The 17,147-nt window shown below is 49.0% G+C and carries 18 protein-coding genes; 4 read left to right on the top strand and 14 right to left on the bottom strand.

The features are described 5' to 3' along the window. Positions 1 to 37: 37 nt before the first annotated feature. From EV294_RS13205 to EV294_RS13235, 7 genes are all read right to left on the bottom strand, one after another. Complete coding sequence (locus EV294_RS13205; RefSeq protein ID WP_132307437.1) at positions 38 to 733, bottom strand: response regulator transcription factor; 696 nt, start codon at positions 731 to 733, stop codon at positions 38 to 40. Then, positions 726 to 2,129: a HAMP domain-containing sensor histidine kinase gene (locus EV294_RS13210; protein ID WP_165930678.1), complete on the bottom strand. Its 1,404-nt coding sequence runs from the start codon at positions 2,127 to 2,129 to the stop codon at positions 726 to 728. The genes EV294_RS13205 and EV294_RS13210 overlap by 8 nt, the downstream gene beginning before the upstream one ends. A gap of 248 nt (positions 2,130 to 2,377) precedes the next feature. Continuing rightward, complete coding sequence (locus EV294_RS13215) at positions 2,378 to 3,046, bottom strand: HAD hydrolase-like protein (protein WP_132307441.1); 669 nt, start codon at positions 3,044 to 3,046, stop codon at positions 2,378 to 2,380. A 69-nt stretch (positions 3,047 to 3,115) separates the two neighbouring features. Further along, entirely contained in the window at positions 3,116 to 4,654 is a 1,539-nt protein-coding gene (locus EV294_RS13220; RefSeq protein ID WP_132307443.1) for a glycine betaine uptake BCCT transporter, read from the bottom strand. A gap of 134 nt (positions 4,655 to 4,788) precedes the next feature. Next, complete coding sequence (locus tag EV294_RS13225; RefSeq protein ID WP_132307445.1) at positions 4,789 to 5,661, bottom strand: glycine betaine ABC transporter substrate-binding protein; 873 nt, start codon at positions 5,659 to 5,661, stop codon at positions 4,789 to 4,791. A 12-nt stretch (positions 5,662 to 5,673) separates the two neighbouring features. Beyond that, on the bottom strand, positions 5,674 to 6,510 hold the full coding sequence (locus EV294_RS13230; RefSeq protein WP_132307447.1) for an ABC transporter permease: 837 nt from the start codon (positions 6,508 to 6,510) through the stop codon (positions 5,674 to 5,676). Then, positions 6,507 to 7,706: a quaternary amine ABC transporter ATP-binding protein gene (locus tag EV294_RS13235; RefSeq protein ID WP_132307449.1), complete on the bottom strand. Its 1,200-nt coding sequence runs from the start codon at positions 7,704 to 7,706 to the stop codon at positions 6,507 to 6,509. Before EV294_RS13235 ends, EV294_RS13230 begins: the two co-directional genes overlap by 4 nt. Positions 7,707 to 7,958: 252 nt before the next feature. On the opposite strand from EV294_RS13235, the gene EV294_RS13240 reads away from it, so the two are divergent. Then, positions 7,959 to 8,519 carry a GbsR/MarR family transcriptional regulator gene (locus tag EV294_RS13240; RefSeq protein ID WP_132307451.1) on the top strand — a complete coding sequence of 187 codons (561 nt, stop codon included), beginning with the start codon at positions 7,959 to 7,961 and terminating at the stop codon, positions 8,517 to 8,519. Between the two features lie 142 nt (positions 8,520 to 8,661). Here EV294_RS13240 and EV294_RS13245 read toward each other — a convergent pair whose 3' ends face one another. From EV294_RS13245 to EV294_RS13260, 4 genes are all read right to left on the bottom strand, one after another. Continuing rightward, positions 8,662 to 9,381: a YwaF family protein gene (locus EV294_RS13245; RefSeq protein ID WP_132307453.1), complete on the bottom strand. Its 720-nt coding sequence runs from the start codon at positions 9,379 to 9,381 to the stop codon at positions 8,662 to 8,664. A gap of 30 nt (positions 9,382 to 9,411) precedes the next feature. Then, positions 9,412 to 10,731, bottom strand: a complete 1,320-nt coding sequence (locus tag EV294_RS13250) for a DUF4179 domain-containing protein (protein WP_132307455.1) — start codon at positions 10,729 to 10,731, stop codon at positions 9,412 to 9,414. Beyond that, positions 10,718 to 11,260 (bottom strand): RNA polymerase sigma factor, encoded by a 543-nt coding sequence (locus tag EV294_RS13255; protein WP_132307457.1) that lies wholly within the window; start codon positions 11,258 to 11,260, stop codon positions 10,718 to 10,720. The genes EV294_RS13250 and EV294_RS13255 overlap by 14 nt, the downstream gene beginning before the upstream one ends. A 90-nt stretch (positions 11,261 to 11,350) precedes the next feature. After that, on the bottom strand, positions 11,351 to 12,229 hold the full coding sequence (locus tag EV294_RS13260; RefSeq protein ID WP_132307459.1) for a LysR family transcriptional regulator: 879 nt from the start codon (positions 12,227 to 12,229) through the stop codon (positions 11,351 to 11,353). A gap of 138 nt (positions 12,230 to 12,367) precedes the next feature. Between EV294_RS13260 and EV294_RS13265 the strand changes: the two genes are divergently transcribed. Beyond that, positions 12,368 to 13,159: an SDR family oxidoreductase gene (locus EV294_RS13265; RefSeq protein ID WP_132307461.1), complete on the top strand. Its 792-nt coding sequence runs from the start codon at positions 12,368 to 12,370 to the stop codon at positions 13,157 to 13,159. 342 nt (positions 13,160 to 13,501) lie between these two features. Here the strand turns inward: EV294_RS13265 and EV294_RS13270 are convergent, their stop codons facing one another. Further along, entirely contained in the window at positions 13,502 to 14,089 is a 588-nt protein-coding gene (locus tag EV294_RS13270; protein WP_132307463.1) for a DUF1349 domain-containing protein, read from the bottom strand. A gap of 198 nt (positions 14,090 to 14,287) precedes the next feature. Between EV294_RS13270 and EV294_RS13275 the strand changes: the two genes are divergently transcribed. Next, positions 14,288 to 14,518, top strand: a complete 231-nt coding sequence (locus EV294_RS13275) for a hypothetical protein (protein ID WP_132307465.1) — start codon at positions 14,288 to 14,290, stop codon at positions 14,516 to 14,518. Positions 14,519 to 14,544: 26 nt separating this feature from the next. Here EV294_RS13275 and EV294_RS13280 read toward each other — a convergent pair whose 3' ends face one another. Together EV294_RS13280 and EV294_RS13285 are read right to left on the bottom strand one after the other, a co-directional pair. Further along, on the bottom strand, positions 14,545 to 15,618 hold the full coding sequence (locus EV294_RS13280; RefSeq protein ID WP_132307467.1) for a sensor histidine kinase: 1,074 nt from the start codon (positions 15,616 to 15,618) through the stop codon (positions 14,545 to 14,547). 1 nt (position 15,619) lies between these two features. Beyond that, positions 15,620 to 16,306 (bottom strand): response regulator transcription factor, encoded by a 687-nt coding sequence (locus EV294_RS13285; RefSeq protein WP_132307469.1) that lies wholly within the window; start codon positions 16,304 to 16,306, stop codon positions 15,620 to 15,622. A gap of 191 nt (positions 16,307 to 16,497) precedes the next feature. Between EV294_RS13285 and EV294_RS13290 the strand changes: the two genes are divergently transcribed. Further along, positions 16,498 to 17,127: a DUF2306 domain-containing protein gene (locus tag EV294_RS13290; protein ID WP_132307471.1), complete on the top strand. Its 630-nt coding sequence runs from the start codon at positions 16,498 to 16,500 to the stop codon at positions 17,125 to 17,127. Positions 17,128 to 17,147 lie beyond the last annotated feature (20 nt).

Here is a 17,147-nt window from a genome sequence, read left to right on the forward strand (position 1 = left end):
CGAGCGCGTAAGGCTCAAGCATGGTTATCTGTCTCTCTTAATGGTTCAGCCTGTAACCCGCACCCCAAACCGTCTCGATAATAGCGGGCTTGGACGGATCATCCTCAATCTTCTCCCGAATCCGGTTGATATGAACGGTAACGGTTGCGCTGTCGCCCGAATAGTCGTAACCCCATATTTTGTCGAACAGGACGTCTTTGGAGAACACCTTATTCGGATGCTCCGCCAAAAATAAGAGAAGCTCAAACTCGCGATTCGGGAACCGGATTTCCCGCCCCGCCTTGTAGACCTTCCAGCTTCCCCGCTTGATAACCAGATCGGCAACCGTGATGTCCCCATCAGGATCTGCATTCCTGGATGAACCAATCAGCCGTTCATAACGGCTTAGATGAGACCTAACCCGGGCAACCAGCTCCGCAGGATCAAACGGCTTCGCAATATAATCGTCGGCGCCAAGCCCCAATCCTCTGATCTTGTCCATCGATTCCGTCCTTGCCGTTACCATCAGTATCGGAACATCGGTCTTATCCCGTACCTCCCGGCAAATATCGTATCCGTTCCGCCCGGGAAGCATCAGATCCAGCAGAATCAGATCGTAAGGATGCGCAAGAATGGCGGTAACGGCCTCTTTCCCGTCCGCGATAATCTCCGTCTCGAATCCGTTTATCTCCAGGTAATCTTTCTCCAGCATGGCGATATCCGGATCATCCTCAATGATTAAGATTTTACTCAACGCTTGCCTCCTTTCCGCCGGGCAGCACGATCTCGATCTGCAAGCCGTGATGGTTGCGGGCCGTGACCGTCCCGCCATGCCGTTCTACAATATAGTTCACGATATATAGTCCTAGTCCGCTGCTGTTCCCGTCCGTTTGAGTTCTCGCCTCATCCCCTCGCCAGAATTGCTCAAACAGATGAGGAAGATGCTCCTCCGGAACGCCTTGGCCATTGTCGGCGAATAACAGATGCTCCGAATCCCCTTCCCTCCAGACGGATACGTTCAAACGGAGAGGGCTTACCCCTGCGTATTTGATTGCATTTTCGGTCAGGTTCGCCATTACGCGGTTCATCTGTTCGCTATCCAGCCGTACGGGATGCGGAGCGGGTTCAATCCTGGCGGTCAAGGTTGCATTCATTTGCGCAAGCTCCTCATGAACCGCAGCCGCATAATGGTGCGCAAACTGTCCCAGGTCCCGAAGTTTAAGCGCGAGCGGCAAATTGCCTGTTTCCAGACTCGAGTAATAAAAAAGCTTTTGTAGCAGCTTGTCCATTTCAGTCGACTTCTGATAAGCAATCTTCAAATATTGCTCTCTCTTCTCCTGCGTTTGGGCGACGCCGTCGCGAAGGCCCTTGATGTAGCCTTTGATGGAGGTAAGAGGCGTTCGCAGATCATGGGAGATGCCGGCAACAAGATCAATCCGCGCTTGTTCATAGGCATTGTTCTTCCGCCGTTCTTCCAGCAGATGCTCCTGCATGTGGTTAAAAGCCGTGCACACGGAGGCAAATTCGTCATTGCCCTTGTAAATAATCGGCTGGGCCAAATCACCGTTCTCGATTCGTCTCGCGCCTTCCGACAAGGCGTTCAGCGGGCGGAGAATCCGGTAAGCCATCCTGCGGGTAAACAGCTGGCTAAGCAGCACGATTACGACAATGACAGCTATACTGATTAGAATAGCCGGCCTCAAAATGGCATAGAAATTGCCGCCGCTTTTGTCCGCGGTTTGCTTCACGGCATAGATCAAATAACCTTCTTTATTCATCGCGATAAAAGTGGCGTCTTGCACTCTGCCTGCCAATGCGTCTTTGCCAAGCCGTATATTAGTTAGGCTGTTGATCCTATCCTCTCCGGAATCGGCCAGCGTAGTATAGATCACGTTGTTTTCCCGCATGACAAGCAGCCGGTAGCCAAACGAGTCAAGCTGTTCATGCAGCTGCCCCCACTGCTCTGTAGAGGCATCGAAGCCGCTCATCTGCTCCTCCGCCTTGAATAGCTTGGCATCCAGCATTTCCTTGCCACCGTCGCCGTTCAAGGAATCGAAGAACAAAATAATCCCAAACACGGACAGCAGGGAGAGCAAGGAAAGCATCACCAACAAGGCGCTCGAGAGCATGATTCGGTTGATTACTTTCATGGCGGCACTTCTTTCGGGATGAGATTCTTTCGTTAGTATCTTAACAGATAAAGATAAACATTTTCTAAACGATTGAACTTCGCTAATGGACTGCGCATTCGAATGTTCTTCCGATCGCCATTGCTCAGGGATTCCTCGGAACAATCCAAATTGGATTGGAATCCCCTTACCAAAAAAAACGCCACGCAATAGCGGGACAGAACAAAAAAGGGCGTCACATTTTAATCGCTGTGACGCCCTCTTATTCATCATTTCAGCAAGGCTAAAAGCTCAGGCATGGCTTGAATGCAAACGTCCGCGTCGGCCAGCTCGGAATCGCGCCCGTAACCGGCATACGCGCAGCCGATTGCGACAAGGCCGTTGCCTTTGGCCGCTTCCACGTCCGAGGAACGGTCGCCGACCATCCAGGCCGTCTTGACCCGATGGTCGCTAAGCAGCTTGGCGACGAGGTCAACCTTGCTTGCCGTCTGGAATTCGCCCGCGCTGTACAAACCGTCGAACAGCTCCGCAATCCCTTGGAATCGCGCCACTTCCTTGACGTAAGCCTCCAGCCCGTTGCTTGCCACAAACAGCTTGATGCCCTGCTCCTTCAGGCTCTTTAGCGTTTCGGCGGTTTGTGGGTACAATCTGCCTCTTCCCGCTTCCAGCTCCTCGAGCTCATATTGCACCATAAGCTCATCGGCGCGAAGACGCGCGGCTTCCGAGCTGCCCGGCATGAGCTTCCGCCAAATGTCCTCGAGCAGCATGCCGAGGCAGCCAAGCAAATCATCGAGCGGAGGCGTCCGATCGTATAGTCCTTCCTCGCGCAAGGTGCGGAACAACCGCTCATGCACCGTTTCCAGCAGGGCAGCTGTTTCAAACAAGGTACCGTCCATATCAAAGATTACCGCTTCCGGCCGGTCAAATTGAATCGCCATGACATTTTCCCCCTTTGAAGTCTGCCATTATCATAATGGATAGGGGGGCATGCCGCAACCTGACGGAAGTTAAGCTTCATTGCATTCTTTTTCAAGCAATGCTTTTAATTGCTTCTTCATGATCCGTTCTTTCCTGACTCTTAGCTTATCTTCCTCCCGAAGAGCCTTCTGCAGGGAGGCGCACATTCCGATAAGAATGACGGCGAAAGGCAATGCTGCGGCAATGGAAGCCGTCTGAAGCCCGTTTAATCCTCCGCTTATTAGCAGGACCAATGCAATCGAGGACTGAAGAACCCCCCAGATAATCTTCACTTTGTTAGAAGGATTCAGCCTGCCGTCAGAAGAAAGCATGCCGAGAACAAAAGTCGCCGAGTCGGCCGACGTAATAAAGAAGGTAATGATCAGTAAGGTGGCGACCACCGATATAATCGTTCCAAGAGGCAGCTGCTCAAGCGTCAAGAACAAAGCGGTTGTCATATCCTCCTTTACGGCTTGAGCCAGATGAACCTTGTCAAACATCTCCAGTCTCAATCCCGTTCCTCCAAATACCGCAAACCAAATAAAACCGAAGGCGCTTGGAACAAGCAGCACGCCTAGCACAAATTCTTTAATCGTTCTGCCTTTGGAGACTCTGGCAATAAAAGTGCCTACAAACGGTGCCCAAGCGATCCACCAAGCCCAATAAAACAGCGTCCATGCTCCCACCCAGGTTCCTTGCGTAAACGGAGTGAGCCGCAGACTCATTTCAATTATATTTTGCAGGTAGCCGCCAAGTGACAAGGTGAAGGTATCAAAGATAAAAGACGTTGGCCCCATTAGAAGCACAAACAGCATGAGTATGACGGCTATCGTTAGATTCAGATTGCTTAACAGCTTAATCCCTTTGTCCAGCCCAGTTGTTGCAGATAACAGAAACAGGATGGTAACCACAAGGATAATTAAGGTCTGGACTAGGATCGAGCTGGGCAGCCCGAATAGATGCGACAAGCCGCCATTAATTTGGAGAGTACCTAAACCAAGCGAGGTCGCTACACCAAAGGCCGTAGCAATGATGGCAAGCGTATCGATGATTTTCCCTACCCAACCCTGCGCGAGCTTTTCTCCTATAAGCGGAATAAACGTAGAACTAATCAAGCCTTTGTAACCTTTACGGAATTGGAAATACGCCAGTGCCAGCGAAATGACCGTATAAATCGCCCAAGGATGAAGCCCCCAATGGAAAAAGGAGTATCTCATCGCAAGTCTGGCAGCTTCCGTAGTGCCTCCCGTTGCCCCCTCCGGCGGGGAGGAATAATGGGATAAAGGCTCCGCAACTCCCCAAAACACTAAGCCAATCCCCATCCCGGCGCTAAACAACATCGCAAACCAGGAAATTGTCGAATACTCGGGTTCATCGTCATCCGTTCCAAGCTTAACGGACCCGTATTTTCCAAAAGCCATATAGAAGGCAAAAACAAGTATAAACAGCGTGGACATCAAATAAAACCAGCCAAAATTTCCGATGGAGAAGGAAAACACTTGATTCGCCGCATCGGCAAGCTGATCCGGAGCAAACGCTCCCCATAAAACAAATACGGCAATAATGACGATAGAAATAATAAAAACCATACTTAACATCCAACTTTCTAATGAGATCTTTACTGTTTACATTGTTCTCCCCAGCTAACATAATTATGTAAAAAAAGAAGACAGGAGGGCTTGCTTGCTCGCCTCTCCTATCTTCCGGTTGGTTAACTTTGTTGTTATTTAATGCCTTCCAGCCACTTGTCGACTTGATCCGAATGGCTGTCGGCCCAGGCTTTCGCTGCCTCTTCCGGCGACTGCCCTTCCTGAATGGCAACCATGACCTCTGCCATATCGTCCGCCGTCCACGTAAATTGGTCCAGCAGCGTATAAGCATCGGACTTATCCGATTTCAGATCTTTACGGGCAATGGTATGAATGCTTTCAGCACCGCCATACACGCCTTTTGGATCCTCCAAATATTTCAGATCCATATTGGCAAACATCCAATGCGGCGTCCAGCCCGTCACGATAATCGGCTTTTTCGCCTCGTAAGCCTTCTGCAGCTCCGTTGCCATCGCGGCCGAGGAGCTTTCGATCAGCTTCCATTTGCCATCCAGACCATAGTCCTTCAGCGCTTTTTCTGTCGATTGCATAATGCCGGCGCCAGGCTCAATCCCGATGATCTGATAATCAACCGATTTGCCTGTGGCGTCGTTGTTCAGATCTTCTATCGAGTTTTCCTTCATATAAGAAGGAATAACAAGCCCTGTTTTTGTTCCTTCCAGGTTAGGACCAAGATCCTCTACGCTGCTGCCGTACTTCTCCAAATACGAGGCATGCGTTGTCGGAAGCCAAGCCGCTACCATCGCATCGGCGCTGCCGTCCGAAACTCCCGCCCACATTGGGCCTGCATCCACCTGAAGGAGCTCAACGGAATAATCCAATTTCGATTCCAGAACGTATTTGACGACATTCGTGCTTGCAATCTCCGAATCCCAGGCCACGTAAGCCAGTTTGATCTTTTTCGAGTCCGTTTTCTGTGAGCAGCCTGCCAACGCAGCCGCCAATACAATTACCGCGGTTAATGCCAATCCCCATTTTTTCTTCAACGTGCTTCACCTCTAGCGTTTATTTTTTTTCACGATATGGTTAGACATCCGGTCAAGTAAAATGGCCAATACAACTATGGAAATACCCGCTTCAAAGCCGATTCCGGTTTTCGTCTGGGTCACCGCGCGGTACACGTCGGCCCCTAGTCCCTGCGCCCCAATCATGGAAGAAATAACGACCATGGACAGAGACAGCATTATCGTCTGATTAATTCCCGCCATCATGGTAGGAAGCGCCATCGGCAGCTGCAGCTTAAACAGCTTCTGGTTAGGCGTGGAGCCAAACGCATCGGCTGCTTCCACCAGCTCAACCGGCACCTGCCGTATGCCGAGATTCGTCAGGCGAATCGTTGGCGGTACCGCAAAAATAATCGATGCGATAACGCCGGGCACAACCCCAAGCGAAAAGAACGATACGGCCGGCAGCAAATACACGAATGCGGGCATCGTCTGCATTAAATCAAGCAATGGAGTTATAATACCTTGCAAGAATGAACTTCTCGCGCACAATATGCCGGTTGGCACGCCAATAATAATGGAGAGCAACGATGCGGTAAGCACGATGGATAAAGTCTCCATGGCATGCTCCCAATAGCCCAGATTATCAATCAAGAGCAGCCCGACAAGCGCAAATGCGGCAACCTTCCATTTTCCGAGGAACCAGGCTAACGCCGTCATAATCAGAATCATAAGGATGGAAGGACTGAAGAGAAGAACGTTATGCAGAAAATCAACGATGGAGCCTATAATCAGGCGGATGAAGTCAAACAAAGGGGTAAAATGATTTTCTAACCAGCTTTCCAACGATTCAATCCAGCTGCCTAACGGAAGCTTGGGAATTTGATTCATTTTGCACCACCTGCCTCTGGTATGGCGTTCCCGGCAAGTGCGGCAAATACGGCCCCGCGAATGACGATGCCAAGCAGCCGGTTCGTGTCATCCGTTACCGCGAGCGGAATGCTCGAGGCTGCCATAGGTTCAAACAATTCATTGATCGGTGTTGCCGAATCAATAGAAGGTACTTCCTTAATCAAAATATCTCCTATCGACAAATTCTCTTTCAGTGCCGCGGAAGCAAGCTCTGCCGTGATGACGCCAAGAAGCTTCTTCCCTTTATCGGTCACATACAAACTCGATACCCCTTGCTCCTTCATAAGCTGAAGCGCAACACGCGGACCGCGTTCCAGCGTTATCGTTGCAGGCTTCCGCATGACATGAGCAGCGGTCAACACTTTGGAGAGATCTACATCCTCTATAAATTTCTCAACGTACGGGGTAGCCGGATTGATTAAGATTTCGTCAGGCGTACCGATCTGAACGATAACGCCGTCTTTCATTAACGCGATCTTGTCCCCGATGCGCAGCGCCTCGTCAAGATCGTGGGTAATGAAGATAATCGTCTTCTTCATGGCGGATTGCAGCTGCAATAATTCATCCTGCATGTCTTTGCGAATTAGCGGATCAAGCGCGCTAAACGCTTCATCCATAAGCAGAATGTCCGGATCGTTGGCCAGCCCTCTGGCCAAGCCGACACGCTGCTGCATCCCTCCGCTCAATTGATCCGGATAGCTGTTCTCCCATCCGTTTAGGCCTACCAGTTGCAAAGCTTGCTCAGCCATTGCCTTACGCGCCTGCTTCTCGATTCCTTGAATCTCAAGGCCGTATTCTACGTTTTGCAGAACCGTGCGGTGAGGAAACAGAGCAAACTTCTGAAAGACCATTCCCATTTTTTTGCGGCGGAATTGCCTGAGCTCTTTGGCGCTCATCTGAACGATATCCCGCCCTTCAAACAAGAGTTGACCCGATGTAGGCTCAATCAATCGATTCAACAAGCGGATTAAGGTGGACTTGCCGCTTCCGGATAAACCCATAATGACAAAGATCTGACCCGCCTCAATTGAGAAGCTAGCCTGGTTTACCCCTACTGTCATTCTTGTTTCTTTTAGAATTCGTTCTTTCGTCCATCCCTGCTTGAGGAACTGCATCGCTTGCTCCGGATGACTCCCGAATATTTTAGTCAGTTGTTTGGCTTCGATGATGGACATACTTTCCCTCCCTATTGCTTCGCAAGCATGAGCTTACTTTTTTTGGTCTGACGCCAGTTTAGGCTTTTTGGCCATCTTTAGTCAACGTTAATATCCGTACGTAATTTACGTACAGTTTAAACTGTACAATACGAATACTCCTGATCCCTTCCATTTCCTCCATAATGCTTATGGAAATGAATGCTTTACTTTTAATTTCAGATCGGCTTACAATAACAAATGAAGTGTGACAAGGTGACCCAGGAGGCAATTATGGACGAAAATATAGGCGGCTTAACGCCTGAGCAATCACGGTCGCTGCACGTATCACGCCAGCGTGTGATTGACTCGATCGGAAAAAACATGGATCTTTACGGCATAACATTATCAATTGGTCATCTTTACGGTTATATGTATTTTCAGAACGACCCCATTACGCTGGATCAAATGAGCCAGCAGATGGGAATGAGCAAAACATCCATGAGCACCGGCATGCGGACGTTAATGGATTTGAAGATGATCGATAAGGTATGGGGCAAAGGCTCGAGGAAGGACTTCTATGAGGTTGTTCCCGACTGGTACCAGAACTTTACGGACTTCTTCTCGATAAAATGGCGGAAAGCCGTGGAAAGCAACATGTCTTCTCTTCAGAAGTCGTTGAAAGAGCTTCACGCGCTTCAAGCATCAGATCCCGATAACAGCACCTTGCAGGAAATCACTTCAATCGATGAGCAGAAAATTAACGAAGCTCTCAAATACTACCGCTGGCTGCACCGTTTAATCGATTCGTTCGAATCCGGAGAAATCTTCGATTTTATACCTAAGGAAGACTAAATAATGGAAAGGGGTGTCCCATAAGTCATGAAAATGACGTTGGACCCCCTTTTTTTTATCCGGGCCAGCAAAAAAGAACCGGTTAATAAACCGGCTCTCCCTAAATGTTTATCATTCCTTCTATACAGGTAACGGCATAGCCTCAGCTCTGCCGTCTTCTCCATGGAATAAAGGGCAGGTACATCAAGGAGAATAGAACAAGAGCAATTCCCTCCTCCGCAATCAAGTAATAGGGATACGGCCCCAATAAATCCAATAGGGATGCGCCTTGGGGCTTTTCCCTCAGGAACATATAGTTGGCATCCAGCCAGTAATCCGCTCCTCCCACCGCAACGAGAAGAATGTTCAGAAAAATCATCGTAAGCCAAACGGATTTCCATGTCGGCCGAAAGCCCTCGATCCACGTCATATAAAGAGGAGCAAGAATAATGGCGATATGCACGATAAAGAAGTGAAAAAACCGGAAATGCGGATACGGATAATCCAAATCCGGCGTCAGCATCGCTTGCATCGCGCCGCCAATACCGGCGAAAAAGACAATCTGATACAGCAGTTTGCTTCGCGTGAACAGCATTATAATCGCAAGCATTTGCGATATACTGCAGAGCTCAAGCGGAAGCGTATATTTGACGCTCCACAGCCCCACGATGGCATACCAATAATAAAGAAGAATTTGAGGTGCGAGAAGACCCAGCAGGATACTGTACCGGATCATGGTTTTTACGTGAGCATTGCTCCGGCTTCGCTCCCGAAAGCCATATAGAAGAAGCGCCAGCACCACCAATGCGGCAAGCATAACGATGTGCGAAGCGGAGTAGGGAATAAATTCTTCTTCCACGTAGCGCGCAAAAAACGAAGTCAAATCTTCCCTCTCCCTTCTCGGAACACGGCCTTAATTCGGATCAATGGGAATGGATATCTTTGTATTATACTCCTTAATGTAATGGAAACCCTCTAATAGCAGAAACTCCGGTTTATCCTGCGTCTGAACGGAGTAAGTCTGCTCTCTTAACACATTCCCGTTCCCCAGATCCCAAGGACGCGAGACGGAAATCGAAGCAATCGGGATTTTTTTGCCGCCGGCTTGCACCGATAAATCATCGGTATCCAGGATCGTAAATTCTTTTCTGGCGATAACGATGTCGTAGCCGCTTCCTGTTTTCGTTACGCTTCGGATCCATAACTTCTCGTTATTGATTTTCATGGAACGGTCGGAAGGCGAAGTCAGCGGAATCGGCTCCGTTATCTTCCGGTAACCGCTGAATTTATCGAGCACGATTTCCAGCGATTTAATCTTATCCGTTGGGAGTACATCGTAATTAAACTCAAACGTTGGGCTGTTTTTTCCGTCTAACCCGCCCGACCGGTAGCCAAAGGATTCAACCTCGGTACCGTTAACAAAAAGCTTTGTTTTGCCCGGGAACCTCGGGTACCCGCCATTATTATTCAGTTCGTAATGTCCTCGTATGACCGTTGAAGTCGGCGAAGCTACGATGGCGTCATAATGAACCGTTCCCTCATCAACTGCCACCGTTTTGGAAATTTTCTCGTTAATGATGCTTTTCATCGCCTTATTGGCCTCAAATTTGAAGGAGATCGGCAGTATTTCCTGCTCGCCGCTATCCAGCCTCTCACTGAAATGGGCTGTTAGCGTTCGGGAAAACGGATTTACGGGCTCGAATTTATAGACCCCTTGGAACTGTGTTTTATCCTTGCTGTAATTGCCTGCGCCTTCCGTCATATTGGAATTCGTCAAAAATCCTTTTATTTTATTAACACCGTAACGGATAAATTCATCAGATTTAAACGTTACGCCCTCAGGGAGCTTGATGGTGTAATACATAAGAAAGGCGTTATCGTCGGCAATAACCCCGTTAATCGTAGTGACGGTGCCATCCTTGAACGTTTTGCTCTTGTTAATGGATTGTCCGTACCCCTGCTCCGCAACCTCGGCGAAGCTTAGCGAGCTTAGCTCTACCCTGTTAAGCAGCTTGCCTCCAAGGTACGCAAATGCCGGGTATTGATACGTGGACACGAGGATCAGCAGAGCCGCAGCAGCCGAGATGCTCCACATAAGAGCCTTGTTATTTCTGCGCTTTTTCTCGGGAATCCGGTGGAGAGCCTGCCGCAGCCGATCCTCCAATTCAATGGGAGCCTTGATCTGACTCAAATTTTGTTTGTGCTCTTGGATTTTATCCTCAATCGCATTCATAACGATCACCTCCGATAATCACCTTCAATTTTTCAATACCCTGCGAAATTCTTGATTTGATCGTCCCGAGCGGTACCCCCGTCATGTCCGCTATCGTCTGATAAGGAAAGTCATGCACATAACGAAGCTCGATAGCTTCCCGCTGATGGGCATTCAGATGGGAGAGCAGCGTCTGCATATCCATCTCGGATTCCGTGCCGCGATACGGATTATCTTCCGTTAAACCGTAGACGCCTGCTTCCTGCCCGTCCTCAAGCGGCGTGAACTTCCCGTTCTTGCGAAGCATAGCCTTGCAGCGATTCACCAGAATCGTTTTGCTCCAGCTGTAAAAGGCTTCGCTCTTTTGAAGCTGATCAATCTTTTCGTATAAGGTAACAATCATATCCTCCATCGCATCCAGCGCATCGTGCTCGTTCCCCATATAGGTATAAGCAAGGCGATAGTACGCGTCCTGATCGGCCATGATTAGCTGCAATAAAGCATCTTTATTGCCTTTTTGGGCTTGTCTGACTAACCGGCTTACACTCATGTTCTCTCCCCTTTCATAGATAAGAGCACGTTGGGGCGTAGAAAGTTCATTTCATCATAAATTTTTTTTGGACAGCATGAGGTATACCGTTTAAAAACCGGCCTTTTCCTTAATGAATCCAACAAACCGCGCTGTGGCCGGGGACAGGAATCGTTCCTTTTTGAGATGCAACCCAACCTCCCAGCGCCATCCCTCCTCCGCAATCGGGATCCATTTTATACCGTTTAGATTTAAACCGGCAGTTTGCGGCAGCACCGATATCCCAAGTCCCGCCGCTACAAAGCCGGCCACCGTCTGAAGATCCTCCGCGTCATAGGTGGAGGCAAGAGTGAAATTCTGATGATGAACCCGGGCAAGCAGCGAGTTTCTCAAGCTGCAGTTATGCTTCAAGCCAACAAACGGCTCCCCCGCAATCTCTCCCAATTGAACGGATGCTTCATTCGCTAATCGATGTTCCTCCGAGACGACCAGATAGAGCGGAAGCGATAACAACGGTACCCATTCATAGGTTTCGTTTACCGGTTTTTCGGAAGTAATCATAAGATCGGAATGCCCCTCCTCAACCTGGTTCAGAATAGTTCCCTTGTCGCCTTGCGACAGCTCAAAGGTAATAGCCGGGTTTGCAAGCTGATACTCCCGGATAAGCTTAGGGATCAGATCAACCCCGAGTATATTTAAATAAGCCAGATGGATCACGCCGGATTCCGGATTGGAGTGCTCCTCGATCTCTTTTTTTCCGCGCTCTACTTGCTGCAGGATCTTCTCCACATGCTTGGAGAACATCATTCCGTACCGGTTGATCTTGAGGTTTCTTCCTTTCCGTTCGAACAAAGGAACACCAAGCTCGGTTTCCAGCTTCAAGATCGAATGGCTGAGAGCAGGCTGAGTAATGGATAAGGATTCAGCGGCTCTTGTTAAATGCTCCATTCTCGCAACTTTCAAAAAATATTCCAATTGGGTCAATTCCATCGTTCTACACTCCTATGGTTTAAACTCATTCGTTCTAGTAATGAAAATGATTATAAATATAAATTATATTTATTTTTCGATAAAGAGTAAACTTAAACCCGTGGAAATGAGCCTAACCAAAATAAGGAGGATTTTTAGATGAACTATGCATCTTTTGAGAACGAATTCCAAGGAAAACGGGCATTAGTTACGGGAGGAACGCAAGGAATGGGCCTTGCTATCGTGAAGCGAATGGCCGGAGCCGGAGCGACTGTCCTTACGACAGCGCGCAATGTACCGGAAGACTACCCCATTCCGAACGTTTATTTTGTGCAAGCCGACGTTACGAAACCGGAAGGAACAGCTGCCATTGTTGACGCTGTTCATAAAAAGCTCGGAGGAATTGACATTCTGATCAATACGGTTGGCGGTTCAAGCTCCCCTGCCGGCGGGGCACTCGCGTTAACCGAGGAGCATTGGCTGGAGGAATTGAATACGAACCTGCTTGGCTCCGTCCGTTTGGACCGCAGCCTGATTCCGGTCATGCTGGAACAAAGCAAGGGCGTCATTATACATGTCAGCTCTATTCAAAGGACGATGCCCCTTTATGAATCAACATTGGCATACGCTGCGGCAAAAGCAGCTTTGACCGCCTACAGCAAAGGTCTATCCAACGAGTTCGCCCCCAAAGGAATCCGCATTAATACCATTGCACCTGGCTTTGTGCAAACGGAAGCCGCGGACCGGCTGATCGATCGTCTCGCCGTAACGGCGGGAAGCCGCGAAGCAGCGCTGAAGCAGCTGATGGATTCTCTTGGAGGCATTCCGTTTGGCCGCCCCGGAATGCCGGATGAGGTTGCCGAGCTCGCTGCATTCCTCGCTTCGGACCGCGCAGCGGCTATTCACGGCAGCGAGTATGTCATTGACGGAGGAACCATTCCAACCGTTTAATTCATTTTTTGCAGCTTCCAAGAAATGATAGCGAGGAATTTACGAGGAGGTGCTTACGCCAAGTTTGAAGTGAAGCCGATTATGACTCCAAGAAGCGGAAAAGCTTTCGTTTATTAGGAACAACCTTATTAACGCACAAGGGAAATTTGCGGCCTCGCTTGGCTATCAAGGGAGCGTGCTGCTGAACCTATTAAAAAAAGGCATGAACTGCTCTCCAAGACAATGGTATCTAACCATTTAGAGTGCAGTTCATCCCCTTCAACCGTTTAACTCCCTCAGCGCTGCCTCGTCAAAACCGTCCGATAAGTGATGGGAGGCTAATTTATTGCGGTAAGGCAAGCCTTATTTGCCCATGCGAATATTTTTGACCGTTTTTCTCTCGATCGTTAGATTCTCGTAAATTCTCTTGCCGCCGTTTCCTAACGGTGCTTGTGCCAATAGCCCCACCTTGACCGTCTCATCCGCAGGCAAAGCGAAAAATCGCATCATATAAAAGTTTTCCCCATCCGCAGAGTAATGGAATGCAAATGAGTTCCCGCTTCTGCACGCCTGCAGCCATACCGTGTGATCATCGATATTGCAGCCGTTCGCATCATCCGATTCTTCCTTCGTCACCACACTAACAACCGCATGAGTATCAAAATCCGTTAATTCAAAGCAAGCCTTTGCCCAATGCGTGAGATCCTTCATTACCATGATGGAGGCGGAATCGTATGTATCTTTGAAATCATGCGATACCTTTACCCGCATCACAAAGTCTCCGGATATTTCTGTATAGTAAAACGGCGCATTACAAAGTGATTCCGGCGTGATTCCTTCATCGGCTATTGCTCCATGATTAATGAAAAAATCGCTCTTCGCCGTTGCCTGTATTTCTATTCTGCCTTCCGTTTCATGGATTTCACTCTCATTCAACCACTCAAATTTCATTGTCATGCCTCCAATTCAATAATGGAAATTACTTATAAAAGTAACATATTCCGTAATTGAAGGCACTACTAAAATATGAACAATGCTAGAGGCGAAAAACGCTAGTATGAGTCTACGGAAATTAACAGGCGCATTCCACGTTTGAGTACGGTTCAAAACCGGGTAAGAATAGATATAAATTGATGCGAGGTGACAACGATGAACGAATTCGAGCGAAGCGCCGACCGCAGGCGCGTGCAGCAGGGCAACCGTGATAACCCGGAGGGAGTGCCAACGGAGAAGGAGAGCCTATTCGACAAGTTCGTTAGCGAACGCACGGTTGATCCGATCCCCGTTGAGGATCAGACCATTGAGCAGCAGGACGAAAAGGAGAAGTACCGCACGAAGCGGGACTCCTCCAGCGAACGCAAGCATCATACCGGGATTTGATTTTGCCGTCTATCTCTTTGATTTGTTTAGCAGCGATCATCGGCAGGAATCCAGCCCGAAAGAAGGGCCCCTCCTGCTGGATGATTGCTCGCGGCTAATTCGCCACCATGCTGGCGAATAATTCGGCGCGATATGGTTAACCCCAAACCCGCGCCTCCGGTTGCGCGGTTCCTTGACTTCTCTCCCCTGTAAAGCGGTTCAAATACCTGTTCCTGCTCTTCCGTTGAAAAGCCCTGCCCGGAATCGTGGATCGTGAAAGACACCCGATCCTTCTCTATCCAATATTGAACGTAAATCCGTCCGCAATCGGGTGTATGCCGAACGGCATTATCCAGTAAATTGCTTATTGCGCGCTCGAGCATATGCGAATCGCCGCGAACCGCGCAATCGTCCGGCATTGAATGGAGAAGAAGGGAGATTTGCTTTGCTTTTGCTTGCGGCTCCAAGCTTTCCATCGATTTTTGAATAATGCTTCCAAAATCTATCGGAGCTCTAATCAATTCGGCCTCCTGATATTCCATTCGGGTAAAAGCGAAAAGGTCCTCGACCAACCGGTCCAATTGCGCCGATTTCTGCTTGCATACGGCTACGTATTTCGACATTTGTTCCGGTGTTTGCGCTATGCCTTGCTCAAGCCCGTCCAAATATCCGCGTAAGGCAAATAACGGAGTCCGCAAGTCATGCGCGACGGCCGCGATGACGAATCGCCTCTCTTCCTCCAGCTTTGCCTGCTTTAAATGCGAGTCTTGAAGCTCGTTCACCATTAATTCAAATCCGTTTCGAACCTCCGAAATTTCCCTAATGTTCGATTGGGGCAGCTCGATGTCCCAATCGCTTCCCGCTATCTTTCGTGCTGCTAAGCCCAGCCCCTCAAGGGGCTTTAGAAGAAGCCTCCGCATTTGCCAGCCAACAATAACGAAAGCAACCAGCAGCCCCGCGAAAGCAGCCGCCATGGGAACCGCGTAGGAATCCGTCCGGTCCTCTCTAATATGCAGCGATTTAGTCGTAATGAAAAATACAATGACAAAGAATATCCAAGGCAGCAGCAGAAGCAATCCCAAGCTAAGCAAGGAATGCGTACGAAGACGAAGCTTTTGCATCCTACACACCCTCGAAGCGGTAACCAACGCCCCATATATTAATAAGCTGCTGCTGACCGGAATCTAGCTCGATCTTCTCGCGTAGACGGCTCAAATGGACGCGTATGGTATGTTTGTCCCCAATGCCCTCCCAGAACTTCTCCAGCAGCTGGTCATAGGTAAACACCTGCTTCGGGTGCTCCAGAAATAATCGCAACAGCTCGAATTCCTTGGGCGTTAGCGATACATTCGCTTGACCCACGAATACTTCCCTCGTGCTCGCATCAAGCTTAATGCGGCCATATTCGAGCACTTGATTCTGATTGAATTGCGTTGTTCCCGTACGCCGTAGAACGGCTTTCACCCGAGCCACAATCTCTCCGGGCGAAGCGGTTTTTACAATATAATCGTCCCCGCCAAGCGTAAGGCCGCGAATCTTATCGACATCTTCGCCGCGAGCGCTCAAGAACAATATGGGGATGCTGCTCTCCGCCCGAATTCGCCGGCAAAGCTCAAATCCAGTTTGTCCCGGCATCATAATGTCCAGGATGATGCAATGAACGGAATTCTGCTGCAGGATGGTCCATGCCTCCGCAGCGTCGTTAGCCGTCAATACCCCGAATTGATCGTTCTCCAAAAAGTCTCTCAATAAGTCGACGATGCTCTGATCGTCATCCACGACCAAGACGATCGGTTCTTCCTTATTCATGTCCATCCCGCCTCCAATCCAAGTATGCCCACGATCAAAAGTGTACCATCTTCGTCCCGGAAAAAACGAGCTCTTCGCATATTGTGACGGTTTGTTTATTATTTTGTGATCATTTGTGCGCTTCATTCGAGAGACTTTCCTGCTATCCTTCGGATTAGCGGTTTTATATCAAAGGGAGGTTGCGGGAAGCATTGATTAAAAATTTATCTTTCTACAAGCTGGTTTCGTCTGTTTGCGCTATTTACATCCTCTATTCGCTGGCCCACAATTACATGATCGATCCGGGCGCGGAGGCATTCCTAGGCCACAAGACAGATCTAACGCGGGAGCTTAATACGTCAGCCTGGTTAATGGTTATGTACGTTCATATCGCGTTCGCCTGCGTCGCAATGGCCTCGGGGCTTCTCAACTTCTGGACCGGCAGTTATATGAAGCACCCCCGGTTACATCGCTCGAACGGATACATCTATGTAACTTCCGTACTGATGGTGGTGCTGACCTCCGGATACATGGCCCCTTATGCAACAGGAGGAAAAATAAGCAGCATGGGCTTTAATTTGCTTAATCTGATTTGGCTGGCTGTCACAACAACAGCGATTGTTCACATCCGGAAAAAACGGGTTTCTCCGCATCGCCGGTGGATGATCCGCAGCTACGCCTTCTGCTTTACGAATATGCTGATTCATCTGTTCACCTTCATCCTGCACAAGATGATTGGCATTACCTATGTAACGAGTTATACGATAGGACTTTACGGGGCAATTGCATTTATTCTCGTTGTTCCGGTAGTGATTTTTCGAATCGAGAAAAGGCCTATTTGAGGAAGTAAAGCTTTGAACGC

Source organism: Paenibacillus sp. BK033 (assembly GCF_004345425.1).
Taxonomy (GTDB): domain Bacteria; phylum Bacillota; class Bacilli; order Paenibacillales; family Paenibacillaceae; genus Pristimantibacillus.